Below are 15746 nucleotides of genomic sequence, written 5' to 3'. Positions count from 1 at the left end.
TCAAATCCGCGCAGGCGAGTCTAGGTTCGCGACTTCGCGCGTCGGGCGCCTGTCTAGGGGGACATTCATGCCGGAAGAGACCAGCGCCGTTGAGGCCTTCTACGCCCACGTGACTAATGTCAGCGACTTCATCTGGGGGGGCACCTGGAACGGGGTCTCGGTCATTCCTTTCCCGCCCATGGTCATCGCCCTGCTGGGTGTCGGCCTGTGGATGATGATCGGCCTGCGTTTCTATCCGATCCTCAACCTCGGGTCGGCCTTTGTCGGCCTGTTCAAGAGCGAAAAGCAGGCTGACGCCGAAGGCGACGGCAAGAAGGGCGAGATCTCGCCCTTCGCCGCCCTCTCCACCGCCCTGTCAGGCCAGGTCGGCACTGGCAATCTGGCCGGCGTGGCCACCGCCATCACGCTGGGCGGTCCGGGCGCCCTCTTCTGGATGTGGATCACCGCCCTGATCGGCATGGCGCTGGCCTTCGCCGAGGGTTCGCTGGCCATCCGTTTCCGCGAGCAGGGGCCAGACGGCCACTACCGCGGTGGCCCCATGACCTATATCCGCCGCGGCCTGGGCAAGAAGTGGGGCTGGCTGGCCGTGCTCTTCTGCATCGGCACCCTGTTCTCCTCGATCACCACCGGCAACATGATCCAGGCCAATTCCGTGGCCGACTCGATCCACGGCCTGACCGGCGCGCCGGAATGGCTGGCGGGCCTGATCGTCGCGGGCGCGGTGTTCGCGGTGATCATCGGCGGCATCAAGTCGATCGGCGCCATCGCTGAAAAGGTCGTGCCGGCCATGGCCCTCGCCTACATCACCATGGCGGTGATCGCCCTGATCATAAACATCGAGGACCTGCCGGGCGCCTTCGCCACCATTTTCGAGAGCGCATTTACGGGCCACGCCGCCGTCGGCGGCTTCCTGGGCGCGGGCATGATCGTCGCCATCCGTTCGGGCGTGGCCCGCGGCCTGTTCTCCAACGAGGCTGGCCAGGGCTCCACCGCCATCGCCCACGCTGTGGCCCAGACCGACGACCCCGCCCGCCAGGGTCGCTTCGCCATGATGGGCACCTTCATCGACACCATCATCATCTGCACGGCCACGGGCCTCGTCCTGCTGACCGTCCAGGGCGCCTTCCCCGCCACCGGCGCCGATGGGGTGACGGTGATGCAGGAGCATGCCTGGTCCTCGGACCTGAACGGCTTCGCCATGACCGAGGCGGCCTATGCCGCGGCCTTCCCGCTGCCGGTCTTCGGCTTCCCGATCGGGTCGCTGATCGCCTCGGTGGCGCTGATCCTGTTCGTCTTCACCACGCTGCTGACCTGGAGCTATTACGGCGAGCGCGCCGTCACCCATCTGTTTGGCCCGAAGCTGGCCATTCCGTTCCGCCTGCTGTGGGTGCTGATGATCTTCGTCGGGTCGTTCCAGGAGATCACCTTCGTCTGGCGGATGGGAGACATCGCCAACGCCAGCATGGCCCTGCCCAACCTTGTGGCGCTCGCCCTGCTGTCGGGCGTGGTCTTCAAGCTCGCGCGCGGCGACAGGAAGGCTGGCAAGGACCACGACTGACGGCGTTTTTTACAAGGCTGGCCGCGCCTTTCGGGTTTTCCTGACCGGTCACGCGCCGTAGCGTGGCCGGTAACACAGGTAACAGTCCCGAAAGAGGAGTCCGCCTTGCAGACCCGTCGCCAAATGCTCTTCACCGCCGCCGGCGCCCTGGCCCTGGCCGGCGGCGCAGGTCGCGTCTCCACCGCCTTCGCCCAGACCGCCGCCGACGTCCGGCTCGACGCCCTGCTGGAGGCCTTCTACGAGGAGGCCCTCAACGACGTTCCTGAGCTGGTCACCCGGCTGGGCCTCGATTCCGGCCCGCGCGCCGCGGCCAAGAGCCAGCTCAGCCCGGCCTCGACGGCGGCGCTCGCCGCCGAACGCGCCAAGACCGCCGACCAGCTGGCCCGCCTGAAAGCCATCCCCCGCGGCGGCCTGACCGGCATGGACGCCGTCAACTATGACGCGGTGCTGTTTGTCCTGGAGACCGACGATGCCGCCAATCGCAGCTTCGTCTACGGGGATGAGGGCGCCGGCCAGCCCTATGTGATCTCGCAGCTCACGGGCGCCTATCAGAGCGTGCCCGACTTCCTGGGCTCCCAGCACGTCATCGAGACCAAGGCCGACGCCGACGCCTATCTCTCGCGTCTGGAGGCCTTCGCCACGGTGATGGACCAGGAGATCGAGCGGGTGCGCCGCGATGTCGATCTCGGCGTGATCCCGCCGGACTTCGTGATCGAGCGCACCCTGACCCAGATGAGCGGCCTGCGCGCAGAGCCTGGCCAGTCGCCCCTGGTCACCTCGGTGGCCGAGCGCGCGGCGGAAAAGGGCATCGCCGGCGACTATGCCGGTCAGGCCCAGGCGATCTATGCCGACAAGGTCCTGCCGGCCCTCGAACGCCAGATCGCCCTGATGGGCGAGCTTGCGCCCCGGGCTGTCCATGACGCCGGCGTCTGGCGCCTGCCCGATGGCGAGGCCTATTACGAGCACGCCCTGCGCGCTTCGACGACCACGACGCTCACCGCCGAAGAGGTCCACCAGATGGGCCTGGAGCAGGCCCGGCAGCTGTCGGCCCGGGCCGACGTCATCCTCAAGGCGGAGGGCTATAGCCAGGGTTCGGTGGGCGAGCGGATCGCCGCCCTGTTCAAGGAGCCGAAGCACCACTTCGCCAATACCGACGCGGGCAAGGAGGAGCTGATCGAGTCCCTCAATGTCATGACCGAGGCCATGTACAAGCGCCTGCCGGAGTACTTCGGGACCCTGCCCAAGGCCCCGGTCGAGGTCCGCCGGGTGCCCAAGTTCATCGAGGCCGGCGCGCCGGGGGGCTACTACAACCAGCCGACCCTGGACGGCTCACGGCCGGGCATTTTCTGGATCAACCTGCGGGATTCCGCCGAAAATCCCACCTGGACCCTGCCGACCCTGACCTATCACGAGGCCGTGCCGGGCCATCACATGCAGCTGGCCCTGCAACAGGAGGCCGACCTGCCGATGATCCGCCGGGCCACCTTCCTGTCGGCCTATGGCGAGGGCTGGGCGCTCTATGCCGAGGAGCTGGCCAAGGAGATGGGGGTCTATGAGGACAACCCGCTGGGCGAGCTCGGCTATCTGCAGGCGGCCCTGTTCCGCGCCGCGCGCCTCGTGGTCGACACCGGCATGCACGCCAAGCGCTGGAGCCGCGAAAAGGCCATCGAGACCATGTCGTCGATCGATGGTTCGCCCACCTCGTCCTCGACCACCGAGATCGAGCGCTATTGCGTGTGGCCGGCCCAGGCCTGCAGCTACATGGTCGGCAAGCTCACCTGGCTGCGGCTCCGCGAAAAGGCCCGTACGGAGCTGGGCGATCAGTTCAATCTCAGCGCCTTCCATGACGCTGGACTGCTCTCCGGCGCCATGCCGCTGACCGTGCTGGAAGCGGTGATCGACAACCACATCGCGGCGCGCCGGGTCTGACTTCCCGGCCTCTGGCGCTCTAGCCCCAGCTGTCCACCGCCCCCCGGCGTCGCGCCGGGGCGGCGGTCGGCGGCGGCGATGACTGCAGAGCCGGGACGAGGGCGGGCTCTTTCTGCGCCGCCCCATAGAGCCAGCCCTGGGCCATCTGGACGCCGGCCTTGCGGACCACATCCTCGATCAGCTGGGTCTCCACCATTTCGGCCAGGGTCGCGATCTTCATCTCGCCGCACATGCGCGCCAGCTGGCCGATGAAGGCCGCGCCACGGCTGTCATGCTCCAGCTCCCGGATGAAGGCCCCATCGATCTTCACCACATCGACATGCAGGCGCTGGAGATAGGCGAGTGAGCTCGCCCCCGCCCCGAAATCGTCCAGGCAGATGTCACAGCCCAGGGCGCGCAGAGTCTGGAGCCGGCGGTCTGCGGCATCGAGATCGGCCACAGCCGCACTCTCGGTCAGCTCGAACATCAGACGGCCCCGGAGCTCGGGGTAGCTGGCGATGCGGCTCTTGATCTGACTGACGAAGGCGTCCTTGCTGACCGACCGGCCAGACATGTTCACCGCCAGGGTGAGGCCGGGCGTGCGGGCGAGCTTTTCCAGGGCCTTGTCCACCACGGCGGCGTCCAGCGCGCAGACCAGGTCCATCTCCTCGGCCATGCGGATCATGGGGAAGGGCGCGCCCTGGTCGCCAAAGCGGATCAGGGCTTCGTGGTGGTGCAGCTGCGGCGGCCCGTCCAGGCTGACCACCGGCTGGTAGAAAAGGGCGAAGTCCTTGGCCTCCACCCGCCGCCCCAGGGCGCCGACGCGGGCCAGGGTCTGGGCCACCGACAGCTGGAAGGCCTCCCCGAGGGTGGAGGGCGGCGACCAATGGCGACCGTCGCGCAGGAACAGGTCCACCGCATAGCGAATGGCCTTCAGCATCTGGTCGGCCGGCATGTCGGCGCCGGCCCCCAGGGCCTGGATCACCGGGCGGACGTCCTGGTCCGCCCTCAGGGCCAGCAGCCGGTGAACCCTGCGCGACAGGTCCTGGGCGCTCTCGCCTTCTTCCCGCAGCAGGGCGAAGCGGTCCTCCCCCAGTTGGGCGACCGAAGCGCCGGCATAGGACTCGGCGCGCATCACCGCCGCCAGGCGGGCGCGCATGTCCGAGGCCTCCGGCTCGCCGGCCTGGGCGGCCACGGCCTCAAAGCCGGCCAGTTCGATCATCGCCAGCTCGATGTCGAGGCCCCGCTCGTGGGCATGGGCCAGAAGCGCGACGGCGGCGGTTTCGAAGGTGGCGCGATCATGCAGGCCGTGCGGCCCCGGCGCCCGCGGCGCGCTCGCCCGGGACAGGACGCATGAGGTCGCCCCACCGTTGCCAGGCAGTCGAAAGGCCGAGAGACTCGCCGCGCGATCATTCTCGCCGCTCTGGCTGTGCAGGCGCACCACCACGGGCCCCGCGCGCCGCCCCTCTTCAAGGCCGTCGAGCAGGACCGAAACGAGTTGGCGGTCCTCCGCAGCGACGAAATCCGCCAGCTGAGCCCCTTCCAGGGCGCGGTCTGCGGAGCCTGCGAGCGCCTCACCGGCGCCCAGGGCGATGGAGATCTGACCCCTGGCCGAGACCTCGATCAGCAGGTCGGCTGATGCGAAGGCGAATCCCAGCAGGCGTTTGGGGGTCAGTGGCACAGGGCGCTCCGGATCTGGCCTCACCGTGCACAGCCAGGCTTAATGTGGCGTAATGGCGCTCGCCCACATCTTGCGGCAAGTTGGCGCAGGCTTGGCCGTCATCCAACCGACGCCTGGATGAGATATTCCCCGCCCATGATCACCGCCCTTATCCTCGCCGCCGCCCTGTCCCTGCCCGCAGACTGCGATCTGGAGGCGCCCCACGGCCGTGACGGCTGCACGCGCGCCGTCGTGGACGTCCTGCCGATGAACGCCATCCAGGCGGTGGGCACACACAACTCCTACAAGCTGGCCATCCCGGCGGCGGAGATGGCCATGCTCAGCGCCATGGCGCCGGACATGGCGCGCAGCCTCGACTACGCCCACGCGCCCCTGACTGACCAGCTTGAGGCTGGCGCGCGGCAGTTGGAGATCGACGTGCTGAACGACCCGGAACCGGGGCTTTATGCTTCGCCCCTGGCCCGGCGACTGGTTCCCGCGGCCGAGGCCTATGACCTGGCGCCGCTCCGGCGGCCGGGCCTGAAGGTGCTGCATGTGCAGGATGTGGACTACCGCAGCTCGTGTCCGCTGTTCGTCGAATGCCTGGCTCAGGTGGCGGCCTGGTCGCGGGCCAATCCCGACCACGCGCCGCTGCTGATCCTGATGAACCTGAAAGAGGGCGCGGCCCTGCCGGCGCCCGGCGCGGTGACGCCGGCCCCCTTTGACGCCGCGGCCATGGACCTGGTCGACGCCGAGATCCGTAGCGTCTTTCCGCCAGAGGCCCTGATCACGCCGGATCTGGTCCGTGGCGAGGCCGCGACCCTGCGCGCCGCCGTGGCGGCCGGGGGCTGGCCCAACCTGGGCGAGGCCCGCGGCAAGGTGATGTTCGCCCTGGACGCGCCGCGGGCGCAGGTCGATCTCTATCGCGGCGCGCGGGCCTCGCTGGAGGGCCGGGTGCTGTTCGTGAACATCGAGGAAGACGAGGACGCTGCGGCCTATATCACCCTCAATTCCCCGCTCGAACAGGCTGAGCGGATCGAGGCGGCCATCGCCGCGGGCCTGATCGTCCGCACCCGGGCCGACGCCGATACGCTCGAGGCGCGCCAGAATGATCCGGCGCGGCGTGAGGCCGCCTTCGCCTCCGGCGCGCAATATGTGTCCACCGACTACATGACGCCGGATCGCCGCTTCAGCGATTTCCAGGTCGCCCTGCCGCATGGCGCGGCGGCGCGGCTCAATCCGCGCCAGGGTCTGGTCGCGGCTGCCGACGATCCTGCTCAGGCCGGCGGGCGTTCGGAATAACGGGGCAGCTTGTCGTCCAGCGGCCACCAGTCGGCGTGGGAGTCGGCGAAGATGTGAAAGCCGAGGCGGGCGCCGGTGGGCGCATCCAGGCTGCCGGCCCGTAGCCGGACGACGCCGGGCACGGCGACCGCCTGGCTCATCAGCGGCGAGCCACAGCGCCCGCAGAAGGTCCGAACCTTTCCAGGGGAGGACTCGAACCGGCTCAGCAGCTCTTCGCCGGAGGTCAGGCGCAGCTTGTCCTGATCGACCGGGATATTGGCCGCAAACGCCGATCCCTGGGCTTTGCGGCAAAGGCTGCAATGGCAGAGCTGAATATCGGCCAGCGGTCCCGCCAGCTCGTAGCGGACGCCGCCGCACAGGCAACCGCCCAGGTGAACGATCTCCGAGGTCTGGCTCTGGCTCATGAGATGACGTCGGCCTCCTGGCGCGGGGTTTCGACCCGCACGATGGCGGGCGCATAGGGGGGCACGGGATCGACCATCAGCCGATCGATCTCCAGCCGCGCCGCTCGCTCCCCGTCTTGCCGCAGGCGAAGGGCCGTTGCACGGGAAATCACCCGAGGGGGCGCAGTGTCTTCCGGCGTTCGAAAGAGCCCGCTGCGACCGGCGCCGACGGCGCGCGATGTCCAGACCGTCAGGGGGGCCGAGAACACCAGGCCCAGGGCCAGGGGGCTGGTCCAGGCCAGCAGCATGGGATCGAGGGCGCCGGCCAGCGCCACCCAGGCGACGCCCACGGCCGTGTGCCGCCGATGCCGCCGCCAGGCGTCGGCCAGGGAGATCTGGGGGTCATCGCGGGTCTGGGCGTTCCAGCCGGAGTCGCGACCCAGCAGGACGTCGATCACCGCCCGGCTCTGCATCAGCATCATGGACGCCGCCATCAGCGATGACAGGATGAGCTCTGCGACCACGCCCGCCACGAGCCTCAGGGCGCCGCCATAGGCGCGACGGGCGCCGGCCTGACTGAGGGCCATCGCCGCCGCCATGGCCTTGGGCGCCATCAGCATCGCCATGGTGACGCCGAACAGGGCGAGCGCCGCAGAGGGATCGGCGCCCGGGGCGTGGCGCTGGTTGGCCCAGACAATCCCGCCCAGGATCAGGAATCCCAGCCAGAGGGGCGAGGTGGCGTAGGACAGGATGCCCCGGACCATGTGCAGCCGGCTGACCCAGTGCAGGCCCTTGGCCGGCAATACGGCCGAATGCTGCAGATTCCCCTGGCACCAGCGGCGATCGCGCACGGCCATGTCCACCAGGGAGGGCGGCGCCTCCTCGTACGAGCCGTCCAGATGGGCGGCCATCCGCACCGCCCAGCCGCCGCGGCGAAGCAGGGCGGCCTCGACGAAATCGTGGCTCAGGATGTGACCCCCGAAGGGCTTGCCGCCCCGAATATGCGGCAGACCTGCGCAGGCGGCGAAGGCCTGGGTGCGGATGATGGCGTTGTGGCCCCAGTAATTGCCTTCCGCGCCGGACCACCAGGCCTGGCCCCTGGCCACCATGGGGCCATAGAGACGCCCGGCGAACTGCTGCATGCGGGCGAACAGGGTCGAGCCGTTGATGATGGTGGGCAGGGTCTGGATGAGGCCGGCCTTGGGGTCATGCTCCAGGGCGCTAGTCAGGCGGACCAGGGTGTCGCCGCTCATCAGGCTGTCGGCGTCGAGAATGACCATGCCCTGGTAGTCGGCCCCGCAGGAGGTGACCCACTCGGCGATGTTGCCGGCCTTGCGGTCGCAGTTCAGCGCCCGGCGGCGGTAGAAGAACCGGTCAGGCGCCCCTGTGCGGGCGCGCAGGCGCAGGACGCCGGTGGCCTCGGCCCGGGCGATGTCAGGGTCGCGGGTGTCGGACAGGACGAAGATGTCATAGAGCTCGGCCACGCCGCAGGCGACGAGATCCTCATAGATCGCCTCCAAGCCCGCCAGGACGCGGTCGGGATCCTCGTTATAGACAGGCGCCAGCAGGGCGGTGCGGGTCAGGATGACGGGGCGCGGTCGCCAACGCTCGCCGGCCGCCCTCCAGCTGAGCAGGAGGCCCGCCGCCCCGCTCAGGAAGGCGAAGGCGATCCAGGCGAACAGAATGCAGAACAGGGCGAGCATGCCGAGATCGGCCAGTCCCAGGCCGCCGGGGGCCAGGATCTCGGCCATCCGCAGACCCGCCGCCGCGGTCATGGCCAGGGTCAGGCCGATCAGCAGGACGCGGCGCAGGCCCACATCCAGGATCGGCGTGAGCCGGTTGGGCCCCTTGTACAGGCGCTGTTCGGGCATGTCCAAGGGCGCCGGATCGGGCAGGGAGCGCAGCGCCGGATAGGGGGCGCGGGGCCGCTGCGATACTGGGGCGGCGGCCTGGGGGGCGACCTTCAGGCGCGAGGGCCGCAGTTTCCGGCGACGGCGGCGGGTCGCCGGCCCCATGGCGCGGCTCAGGCCAACCATCGACGCACCCAGACTTCGCTGCACGGACCGCTGGCGTTCACCAGCACGGCCCGTTGCTCGATCTCCCGGGCCTGGGCCGGATGGAACTCGAAGGTCAGCCGCCAGCCGCCAGCGGCGGTGTTGGGCTTGACCACCACATGTCTGACGCGAACGTCTCCCAGATCGATCCTGGCCTCAGGCGTGACATCGCTGCCTGTGGGGTCAAAGTCGATCAGCACCCGCCGCCAGCCGGCATTCTCGGGGTCGTCATGGTGCCAGCTTTCGAGGGCCGACTCCCGCCACTGCCGGGCGCGCGCGAGCTTGGCGGCGGGGGCTGGTTCGCCACCCCAGTGCAGGCGATAGCCAAAGCGGTGCGGACGGCCGGGGGCAAGAGGCGTCGGCGAGCGCCACTCCGCCACGATATTGTCCTCGGTCTCGTCAGGCGTCGGCAACTCCACAAGCCGGACCTGCCCAGGTCCCCAGTCGTCCAGGGGCTCGACCCACATGCTGGGCCGCTGGTCGTAGCGCGCCTCCAGATCCTGATAGGCGGCGAACCCTTGGGCGCGCTGGGCGAGGCCAAATCCCTGAGGCCTATTGTCGGCAAAGCCGCTCGCCTGAAGCGTCGTCGGGTTGGACAGGGGCCGCCAGAGCCGCTCGCCGGCCCCATTGGCGATGATGAGACTGTCGGAGTCATGCACCCGCGGCCGATAGTCGTCGTACCGCCGGGCCGTCTGCGGATCGAACAGGAACATGCTGGTCAGCGGCGCGAAACCCACGCGAGGCGTCTCAGTGCGAGGGTGCAGTTCGGCCTGAACTTCGGTCACGGTCGGCGCGCCCGGCGTGATCACGAACCGATAGGCGCCGGCCAGGCTGGGGCTGTCCATCAGAGCATAGAGGGTCAGGCTGCGGTCTCGGCGGCCCGGGCGCACCAGCCAGAAGGTGCGGAAGCGGGGAAACTCCTCGGCCGGCTCGCCAGCGCCGATCGCTAGGCCCCGCGCCGAGGCGCCATAGACCCCGCCCCGGGCCACGGCGCGGAAATAGCTGGCCCCCAGAAAGGCGACGGTCTCGTCGAACTTGTCGGCGCTGTTCAAAGGATGGAGCAGGCGCAGGCCCGCGAAGCCCAGGGTCGGGTCTTCCACGGTGACGAGATCGCTCAGCGGTCCTCGGCCATAGCGGAACATGGCCGGATCGTAGGCCACCGGGCGCGCACGCCCGTCGGCCACTTCGAAGATCTCGACCTTTTCGAGGAAACGGCCGCCGCGATGGAAGAACTGCGCCTGGAAGGGGAGGCGCTGGTCGGCCCACAGGCCCTGGCTGTCATGGAAACCCAGCTGCCGGTAGGTGTCGTAGGTCAGGGCGCCGAGCTGATCTGGGAGGGTCGTGTCGGGCGGCGCATAGGGCCTGGCCGCCAGGTCGCGGGCCATGAGGCCGACATCGTCGAACCCGAAGGTCTTCGGGGCCGCGGCGGCCAGCATCAGGCCTGCGCCCCCAACCATGAGGTCGCGGCGGTTCGGGCCGCCTGCGAAGGTGTTGGTCGTTCCGGAACTCACGCCGGCTCAGGCTCCCTTGCCGTTGGTGTCCGCGCCTTACTTAAGCAGGGCTTTGGCCAAACAAAGGCGCGAAGCAAAGCTAGGCTCCCAGGCGGCGACCCTAAAGTGGGCCGGAAGCGTCGATCGCGGGGCGCTGGCGCGGCGCCGGGCGCCGCTTGCGTACGTCTTAGGCGTGGCCGCCGAAATCGAAATCTTCGCCCAGCCGGGCCACGAGCCGTTCGCCGGTCCACACCTCGACGGCGTGATCGTCGGTCCGGAGGCGGGCGGCTTGCGCCAAAGCCTCGTGATCACTGGGATAATCGTGCTCAAGGGTGCGGAAGATGTCTTCCCCCGCCGTGACGACATAAAGTCTGTACCGCTGCATATCGCTCGCTCGCAAAAGGAAAGCGGGAGCACCGAACGTCTCTCGATCACCGGCCCTTGGGGTTACTCGCCGACGATGCCTGCAACCTATGGCAGAGCTGTCCGGTTGACCAATCAACTCTCAAGTTACATCGATCGAAGACTCGAAGGGACTACGCGCCGCCGCGCACCTCGCAAATGAGCCGGGCAGTCGCTAAATAGGCGCCATGAGCGCCCACACCCTGTCCTCGCCGAGCTCCGCCACCGCAGACGCCGCGGTCGAAGCCGCGCGCGCCGCAGTCGGCCTTCCGCTGGGCGCCCGGGTGGTGACGGCCATGTCCGGCGGCGTAGACTCCACCGTGACGGCGGCCCTGCTGGCCCGCGCCGGCTATGACGTGGTCGGCGTCACCCTGCAGCTCTATGATCACGGCCAGGCCCTGGCCAAGAAGGGCGCCTGCTGCGCGGGCCAGGACATTCACGACGCCCGCACCGCGGCCGAGGCCATCGGCATACCGCACTATGTCCTCGACTATGAAAGCCGCTTTCGCCAGGAGGTGATTGAGGACTTTGCCGACGCCTATCTGAGGGGCGAGACGCCGATCCCCTGCGTGCGTTGCAACCAGACGGTCAAGTTCCGCGACCTGCTGGACGTGGCCCGCGACCTGGGCGCCGAGGCCCTGGCAACCGGCCACTATGTGCGCCGCGCCTCGGGCGGCAACCGGCCCCACCTGCTGCGCGCGGTCGATGCGACGCGGGATCAGAGCTACTTCCTGTTCGCCACCACGGCCGAGCAGCTGGACTTCCTCCGCTTCCCCCTGGGCGGCCTGCCCAAGAGCGAGGTGCGCCGCGTGGCGGCCGAACTTGGCCTGGCCATCGCCGACAAGCCCGACAGCCAGGACATCTGCTTCGTGCCCGAAGGCCGCTACACCACGGTCATCGACCGCCTGCGCCCCCATGGCGCCGAGCCTGGCGACATCGTCCACATGGACGGCCGGGTGCTGGGCCGGCACGACGGCGTGACCCGCTATACGATCGGCCAGCGCCGCGGTCTGAACGTGGCCGTGGGCGATCCTCTGTTCGTGGTGAAGATCGACGCGGCCGCCCGCCAGGTGATCGTCGGACCGCGCGAAGCCCTGATGACGGCGGCCCTGCGGCTGAAGGAAACCAACTGGCTGGGCGAGTCCGCCAGTTTCGAAGCCGCCTGCGACGAGGGCCGGCCGGTGCTGGCCCGGGTCCGCTCGACCCGCGAGCCGGTGGCTGGCCGCATGGCCTGGGTCGAGGGCGAACCTGGCGTGGAGTTGGACGGCGCCGAAGAGGGCGTCGCGCCCGGCCAGGCCTGCGTGCTCTATGCGCCGGAAGATCCCGATCGGGTGCTCGGCGGCGGCTTCATCGCCGGCACGCGGGCGGCTGTCCCGGCGTAGGCGCCGCCGGCTGGAGCCTGACGCCCGCCCGGCCTATATCTGGGTCCATGACCCAAGCCGCCGATCCCGTCGTCATCGCCGCCTTCGCCCGCACGCCCATGGGCAGCTTCCAGGGCGCGCTCTCTTCGCTGAAAGCCACGGAGCTTGGCGCCGCGGCCGTTCGCGCCGCCGTCGAACGGGCCGGCGTCTCGCCCGAGGCGGTGGAGCAGATCTTCATGGGCTGTGTGCTGCCGGCGGGCCTCGGTCAGGCGCCAGCCCGGCAGGCGGCCCTGGGCGCCGGCCTTCCCCGCTCGGTGCAGGCGACCACCGTCAACAAGATGTGTGGCTCAGGCATGCAGGCCGCCATCATGGCCCATGACGCCCTGATGGCTGGATCGGCCGACATCATCGTCGCCGGCGGCATGGAGAGCATGTCGAACGCCCCCTACCTGCTGGCCAAGCATCGGGCAGGCGCGCGGATCGGTCACGATACGGCCTTCGACCACATGTACCTCGACGGTCTGGAGGACGCCTATGAGCCCGGACGGCTGATGGGGTCTTTCGCCGAGGAGACCGCGCGGGCCTACCAGTTCACCCGCGAGGCCATGGACGAGTTTGCGATTCTGAGCCTCGCCCGTGCGCGGGCCGCCACGGAGACCGGCGCCTTCGAAGGCGAGATCGTTCCGGTTGAGGTCGCCAGCCGCAAGGGCGCCGAAACCATCGCGACCGACGAACAGCCGCTGAAGGCCGACCCGGCCAAGATCCCGACCCTGAAGCCCGCCTTCGCCAAGGACGGGGCGATCACCGCGGCCAACGCCAGTTCGATCAGCGACGGGGCTGCGGCCCTGGTGCTGACCCGAGCCTCGGTGGCCGAGAGGCTTGGCCTGCCGGTGGTGGCGCGCATCACAGCCCACGCCGCCCACGCCCATGAGCCGGGCCAGTTCACCACGGCCCCGGTTCCGGCCATGCGCAAGGCCCTGGCCAAGGCCGGCTGGAGCCTGGACGAGGTCGATCTGTTTGAGGTGAACGAAGCCTTCGCCGTCGTGGCCATGATCGCCGAGCGCGAGCTGGCCATTCCCCGCGAGAAGCTGAACGTCAATGGCGGCGCCTGCGCGCTGGGCCATCCGATCGGCGCGTCGGGCGCGCGGATCCTGGCCACCCTGATCGCGGCCCTGCAGGCGCGCGGCGGTCGGCGCGGCCTCGCCCGCCTGTGTAGCGGCGGCGGCGCGGCCACGGCGGTGGCGGTGGAACTCGTCTGAAGCGCGTTCCGATAAGTGGAAACCGGTTATCGGATCAAAACGCGCGCCATCTAAAGGCTCTTGAGATCAGCCCGGCGAGATCATCTTCTCCGGGCGCACGACCTCGTCGAACTCCTCGTTGGTCACATAGCCGCCGCCCACGGCTTCGTCGCGCAGGGTGGTGCCATTCTTGTGCGCGGTCTTGGCGATCTTGGCGGCGTTGTCGTAGCCGATCTTCGGCGCCAGCGCGGTGACCAGCATCAGGGAGCGCTCGAGGGCGGCCTTGATGTTGTCCTCGCGGGCCTCGATGCCGGCCACGCAGTTGTCGGTGAACGAGATGGCCGCATCGCTCAGCAGCTTGCACGACTGCAGGAAGTTGTAGGCCATGACCGGATTGAACACGTTCAGCTCGAAGTGACCTGAGGCGCCGGCGAAGGTCATGGTCGACTGGTTCCCGAACACCTGAGCGCAGACCATGGTCAGGGCCTCGCACTGGGTGGGGTTCACCTTGCCCGGCATGATCGAGGAGCCGGGCTCGTTCTCCGGCAGGGACAGCTCGCCGAGGCCCGAACGGGGGCCGGAGCCCAGGAAGCGGATGTCGTTGGCGATCTTGAACAGGGAGCCGGCCACCGTGTTGATCGCGCCGTGGCTGTAGACCATGGCGTCATGGGCGGCGAGGGCTTCGAACTTGTTGGGCGCGGTGATGAAGGGCAGGCCGGTGATGGCGGCGATCTTCTCGGCCACCTTCTCGGCGAAGCCCACCGGCGCGTTCAGGCCGGTGCCGACGGCGGTGCCGCCCTGGGCCAGCTCATAGAGACCATAGAGGCTTTCCTTCAGCCGCCGTACGCCGCTGGAGACCTGATGGGCGTAGCCGGAGAACTCCTGGCCGAGCGTCAGGGGGGTGGCGTCCTGGGTATGGGTGCGGCCGATCTTGATGATGTGATTGAAGGCCTCGGTCTTGGCCTTGAGCGCCACGTGCAGGTGCTCCAGAGCGGGCATCAGCTCGCGGGCCACCTGTTCGGCGCAGGCGATGTGCATGGCCGTCGGATAGGTGTCGTTGGACGACTGGCTCATGTTCACGTGGTCGTTGGGATGGACCGGCGACTTGGAGCCCATCACCCCGCCGAGGACTTCGATGGCGCGGTTCGAGATCACCTCATTGGCGTTCATGTTCGACTGGGTGCCCGAGCCGGTCTGCCAGACCACCAGGGGGAAGTGGTCGTCGAGCTTGCCGTCAATGACCTCCTGGGCGGCCTGGACGATGGCCGCGCCGATCTTCGGGTCCAGCCGGCCCAACTCCATATTGGCCTCGGCTGCGGCCCGCTTGACCACGCCCAGCGCGCGGATCATCGGCTGGGGCTGCTTTTCCCAACCGATCTTGAAGTTGCCGATGCTGCGCTGCGACTGGGCGCCCCAGTAGCGGTCGGTGGGCACCTCGATGGGGCCGAAGGTGTCGGATTCGGTGCGGGTCGCGGTCATCGGGGAAGCCTCCAGCAACTGGGTGTCGCGTCGGTTTAGCGAGGCCGGGCGAGACTGCAAAGCGTCTGCAGGCTAGAGAGGGGCATGAACGATGGCTGGACCCACCACGGTAAGGTGCGCGCCCGGGAGGGCGAGGGCGCCATGGACGTGGTCGTCGACGGGCTGACCACCCAGGCCAAGTACTACAAGCCCCTGATCTATGAGTTCTTTCGCAAGGCCTGGCGCGGCGGCCGGCCGGCCTGGGGCGAGTATGCGGTCGAGATCACCATGGAATATGTCGGCGATCCGCCGTGGCTCGATCTCGACAACCTGGCCAAGGCGATCCTCGACGCCATCAAGGGCTACGCCTTCCATGACGACGCCCAGGTGGCGCGGTTGCTGGTGGAGCGCCGGGCCGGCGAGCGGGAACGGATCATCGTCCAGGTGCGGCGTCTCTCCGACGCCTTCGCCGCCAGCACGCCTGCGCCGTCAAGCGGACTTGGCGGGCCGCTCTAGGGCGAGCGTGGCGACCACCACATAGGCGACGGCCACAAAGGCGCCGTAGCGGCCGAGGCTTTCGGGCGGCAGGCCGGGCATGAGGCTTTCGAACAGGATCATCACCACGCCGGCGCCGACCAGGCCGGGCGCGCTGAACGTCGCCGCCGCCGCCAGCCAGTTGCGGCGCGCAATCCGTCTCAGCCGGGCGGTGAGGTGGAAGACGAAGGCCAGCGCGCTGGCCGCCAGGGCGGCGTTGAGCGCGTAGAACCAGAAGGCCCGTTCGATCAGGCCGCCGGCGAAAGCCGCATAGAACAGAGTCGCCGCCGCCCAGACCACCGTCCCGGCGAGCGCGAACCACAGACTGTCCTCTTTTGACACCTGATCCCCCCAAAACCCGTTCAGTGGCCAGCCCTGCTTATCGCATGCCAATGTTC

The 15746-nt window shown here is 69.1% G+C and carries 13 protein-coding genes; 6 read left to right on the top strand and 7 right to left on the bottom strand.

Going from position 1 to position 15746, the window contains the following annotated elements:
- Window positions 1-67: 67 nt before the first annotated feature.
- Both Q8L83_RS06020 and Q8L83_RS06015 read left to right on the top strand, forming a co-directional pair.
- Window positions 68-1558 carry a sodium:alanine symporter family protein gene (locus tag Q8L83_RS06020; protein ID WP_305285390.1) on the top strand — a complete coding sequence of 497 codons (1491 nt, stop codon included), beginning with the start codon at window positions 68-70 and terminating at the stop codon, window positions 1556-1558.
- 105 nt (window positions 1559-1663) lie between these two features.
- Window positions 1664-3487 carry a DUF885 family protein gene (locus Q8L83_RS06015; RefSeq protein ID WP_305285388.1) on the top strand — a complete coding sequence of 608 codons (1824 nt, stop codon included), beginning with the start codon at window positions 1664-1666 and terminating at the stop codon, window positions 3485-3487.
- Window positions 3488-3506: 19 nt separating this feature from the next.
- Here Q8L83_RS06015 and Q8L83_RS06010 read toward each other — a convergent pair whose 3' ends face one another.
- Window positions 3507-5147, bottom strand: coding sequence for an EAL domain-containing protein (locus Q8L83_RS06010; RefSeq protein WP_305285386.1), 1641 nt, complete (start codon window positions 5145-5147; stop codon window positions 3507-3509).
- 135 nt (window positions 5148-5282) lie between these two features.
- On the opposite strand from Q8L83_RS06010, the gene Q8L83_RS06005 reads away from it, so the two are divergent.
- Window positions 5283-6428, top strand: coding sequence for a phosphatidylinositol-specific phospholipase C1-like protein (locus Q8L83_RS06005; protein WP_305285385.1), 1146 nt, complete (start codon window positions 5283-5285; stop codon window positions 6426-6428).
- Here Q8L83_RS06005 and Q8L83_RS06000 read toward each other — a convergent pair.
- From Q8L83_RS06000 to Q8L83_RS05985, 4 genes are all read right to left on the bottom strand, one after another.
- On the bottom strand, window positions 6404-6832 hold the full coding sequence (locus Q8L83_RS06000) for a GFA family protein (protein WP_305285384.1): 429 nt from the start codon (window positions 6830-6832) through the stop codon (window positions 6404-6406). The two genes, Q8L83_RS06005 and Q8L83_RS06000, sit on opposite strands and share 25 nt — an antisense overlap.
- Entirely contained in the window at window positions 6829-8847 is a 2019-nt protein-coding gene (mdoH, locus tag Q8L83_RS05995) for a glucans biosynthesis glucosyltransferase MdoH (protein ID WP_305285382.1), read from the bottom strand. Before mdoH ends, Q8L83_RS06000 begins: the two co-directional genes overlap by 4 nt.
- Window positions 8835-10376, bottom strand: coding sequence for a glucan biosynthesis protein G (locus Q8L83_RS05990; RefSeq protein WP_305285380.1), 1542 nt, complete (start codon window positions 10374-10376; stop codon window positions 8835-8837). Before Q8L83_RS05990 ends, mdoH begins: the two co-directional genes overlap by 13 nt.
- A gap of 166 nt (window positions 10377-10542) precedes the next feature.
- A complete protein-coding gene (locus Q8L83_RS05985) occupies window positions 10543-10740 on the bottom strand; it encodes a hypothetical protein (protein WP_305285379.1) in 198 nt (65 codons plus the stop codon).
- Between the two features lie 205 nt (window positions 10741-10945).
- Between Q8L83_RS05985 and mnmA the strand changes: the two genes are divergently transcribed.
- Together mnmA and Q8L83_RS05975 are read left to right on the top strand one after the other, a co-directional pair.
- Window positions 10946-12139, top strand: a complete 1194-nt coding sequence (gene mnmA, locus Q8L83_RS05980) for a tRNA 2-thiouridine(34) synthase MnmA (RefSeq protein WP_305285377.1) — start codon at window positions 10946-10948, stop codon at window positions 12137-12139.
- Between the two features lie 47 nt (window positions 12140-12186).
- Window positions 12187-13377 (top strand): acetyl-CoA C-acyltransferase, encoded by a 1191-nt coding sequence (locus tag Q8L83_RS05975; RefSeq protein WP_305285376.1) that lies wholly within the window; start codon window positions 12187-12189, stop codon window positions 13375-13377.
- A gap of 66 nt (window positions 13378-13443) precedes the next feature.
- Here Q8L83_RS05975 and fumC read toward each other — a convergent pair whose 3' ends face one another.
- Window positions 13444-14835, bottom strand: coding sequence for a class II fumarate hydratase (fumC, locus tag Q8L83_RS05970; protein WP_305285375.1), 1392 nt, complete (start codon window positions 14833-14835; stop codon window positions 13444-13446).
- An 84-nt stretch (window positions 14836-14919) separates the two neighbouring features.
- Between fumC and Q8L83_RS05965 the strand changes: the two genes are divergently transcribed.
- Window positions 14920-15330, top strand: a complete 411-nt coding sequence (locus Q8L83_RS05965; protein WP_305285374.1) for a RusA family crossover junction endodeoxyribonuclease — start codon at window positions 14920-14922, stop codon at window positions 15328-15330.
- Here Q8L83_RS05965 and Q8L83_RS05960 read toward each other — a convergent pair.
- Window positions 15304-15690, bottom strand: a complete 387-nt coding sequence (locus tag Q8L83_RS05960; protein WP_305285373.1) for a DUF5367 family protein — start codon at window positions 15688-15690, stop codon at window positions 15304-15306. The two genes, Q8L83_RS05965 and Q8L83_RS05960, sit on opposite strands and share 27 nt — an antisense overlap.
- Between the last annotated feature and the right edge of the window lie 56 nt (window positions 15691-15746).

The sequence above is a fragment of the Phenylobacterium sp. genome, from assembly GCF_030680185.1.
Lineage (GTDB): Bacteria > Pseudomonadota > Alphaproteobacteria > Caulobacterales > Caulobacteraceae > Phenylobacterium.
Note: the sequence above shows the minus strand (reverse complement) of the source record. Positions and strands in the feature narration are given on the sequence as shown.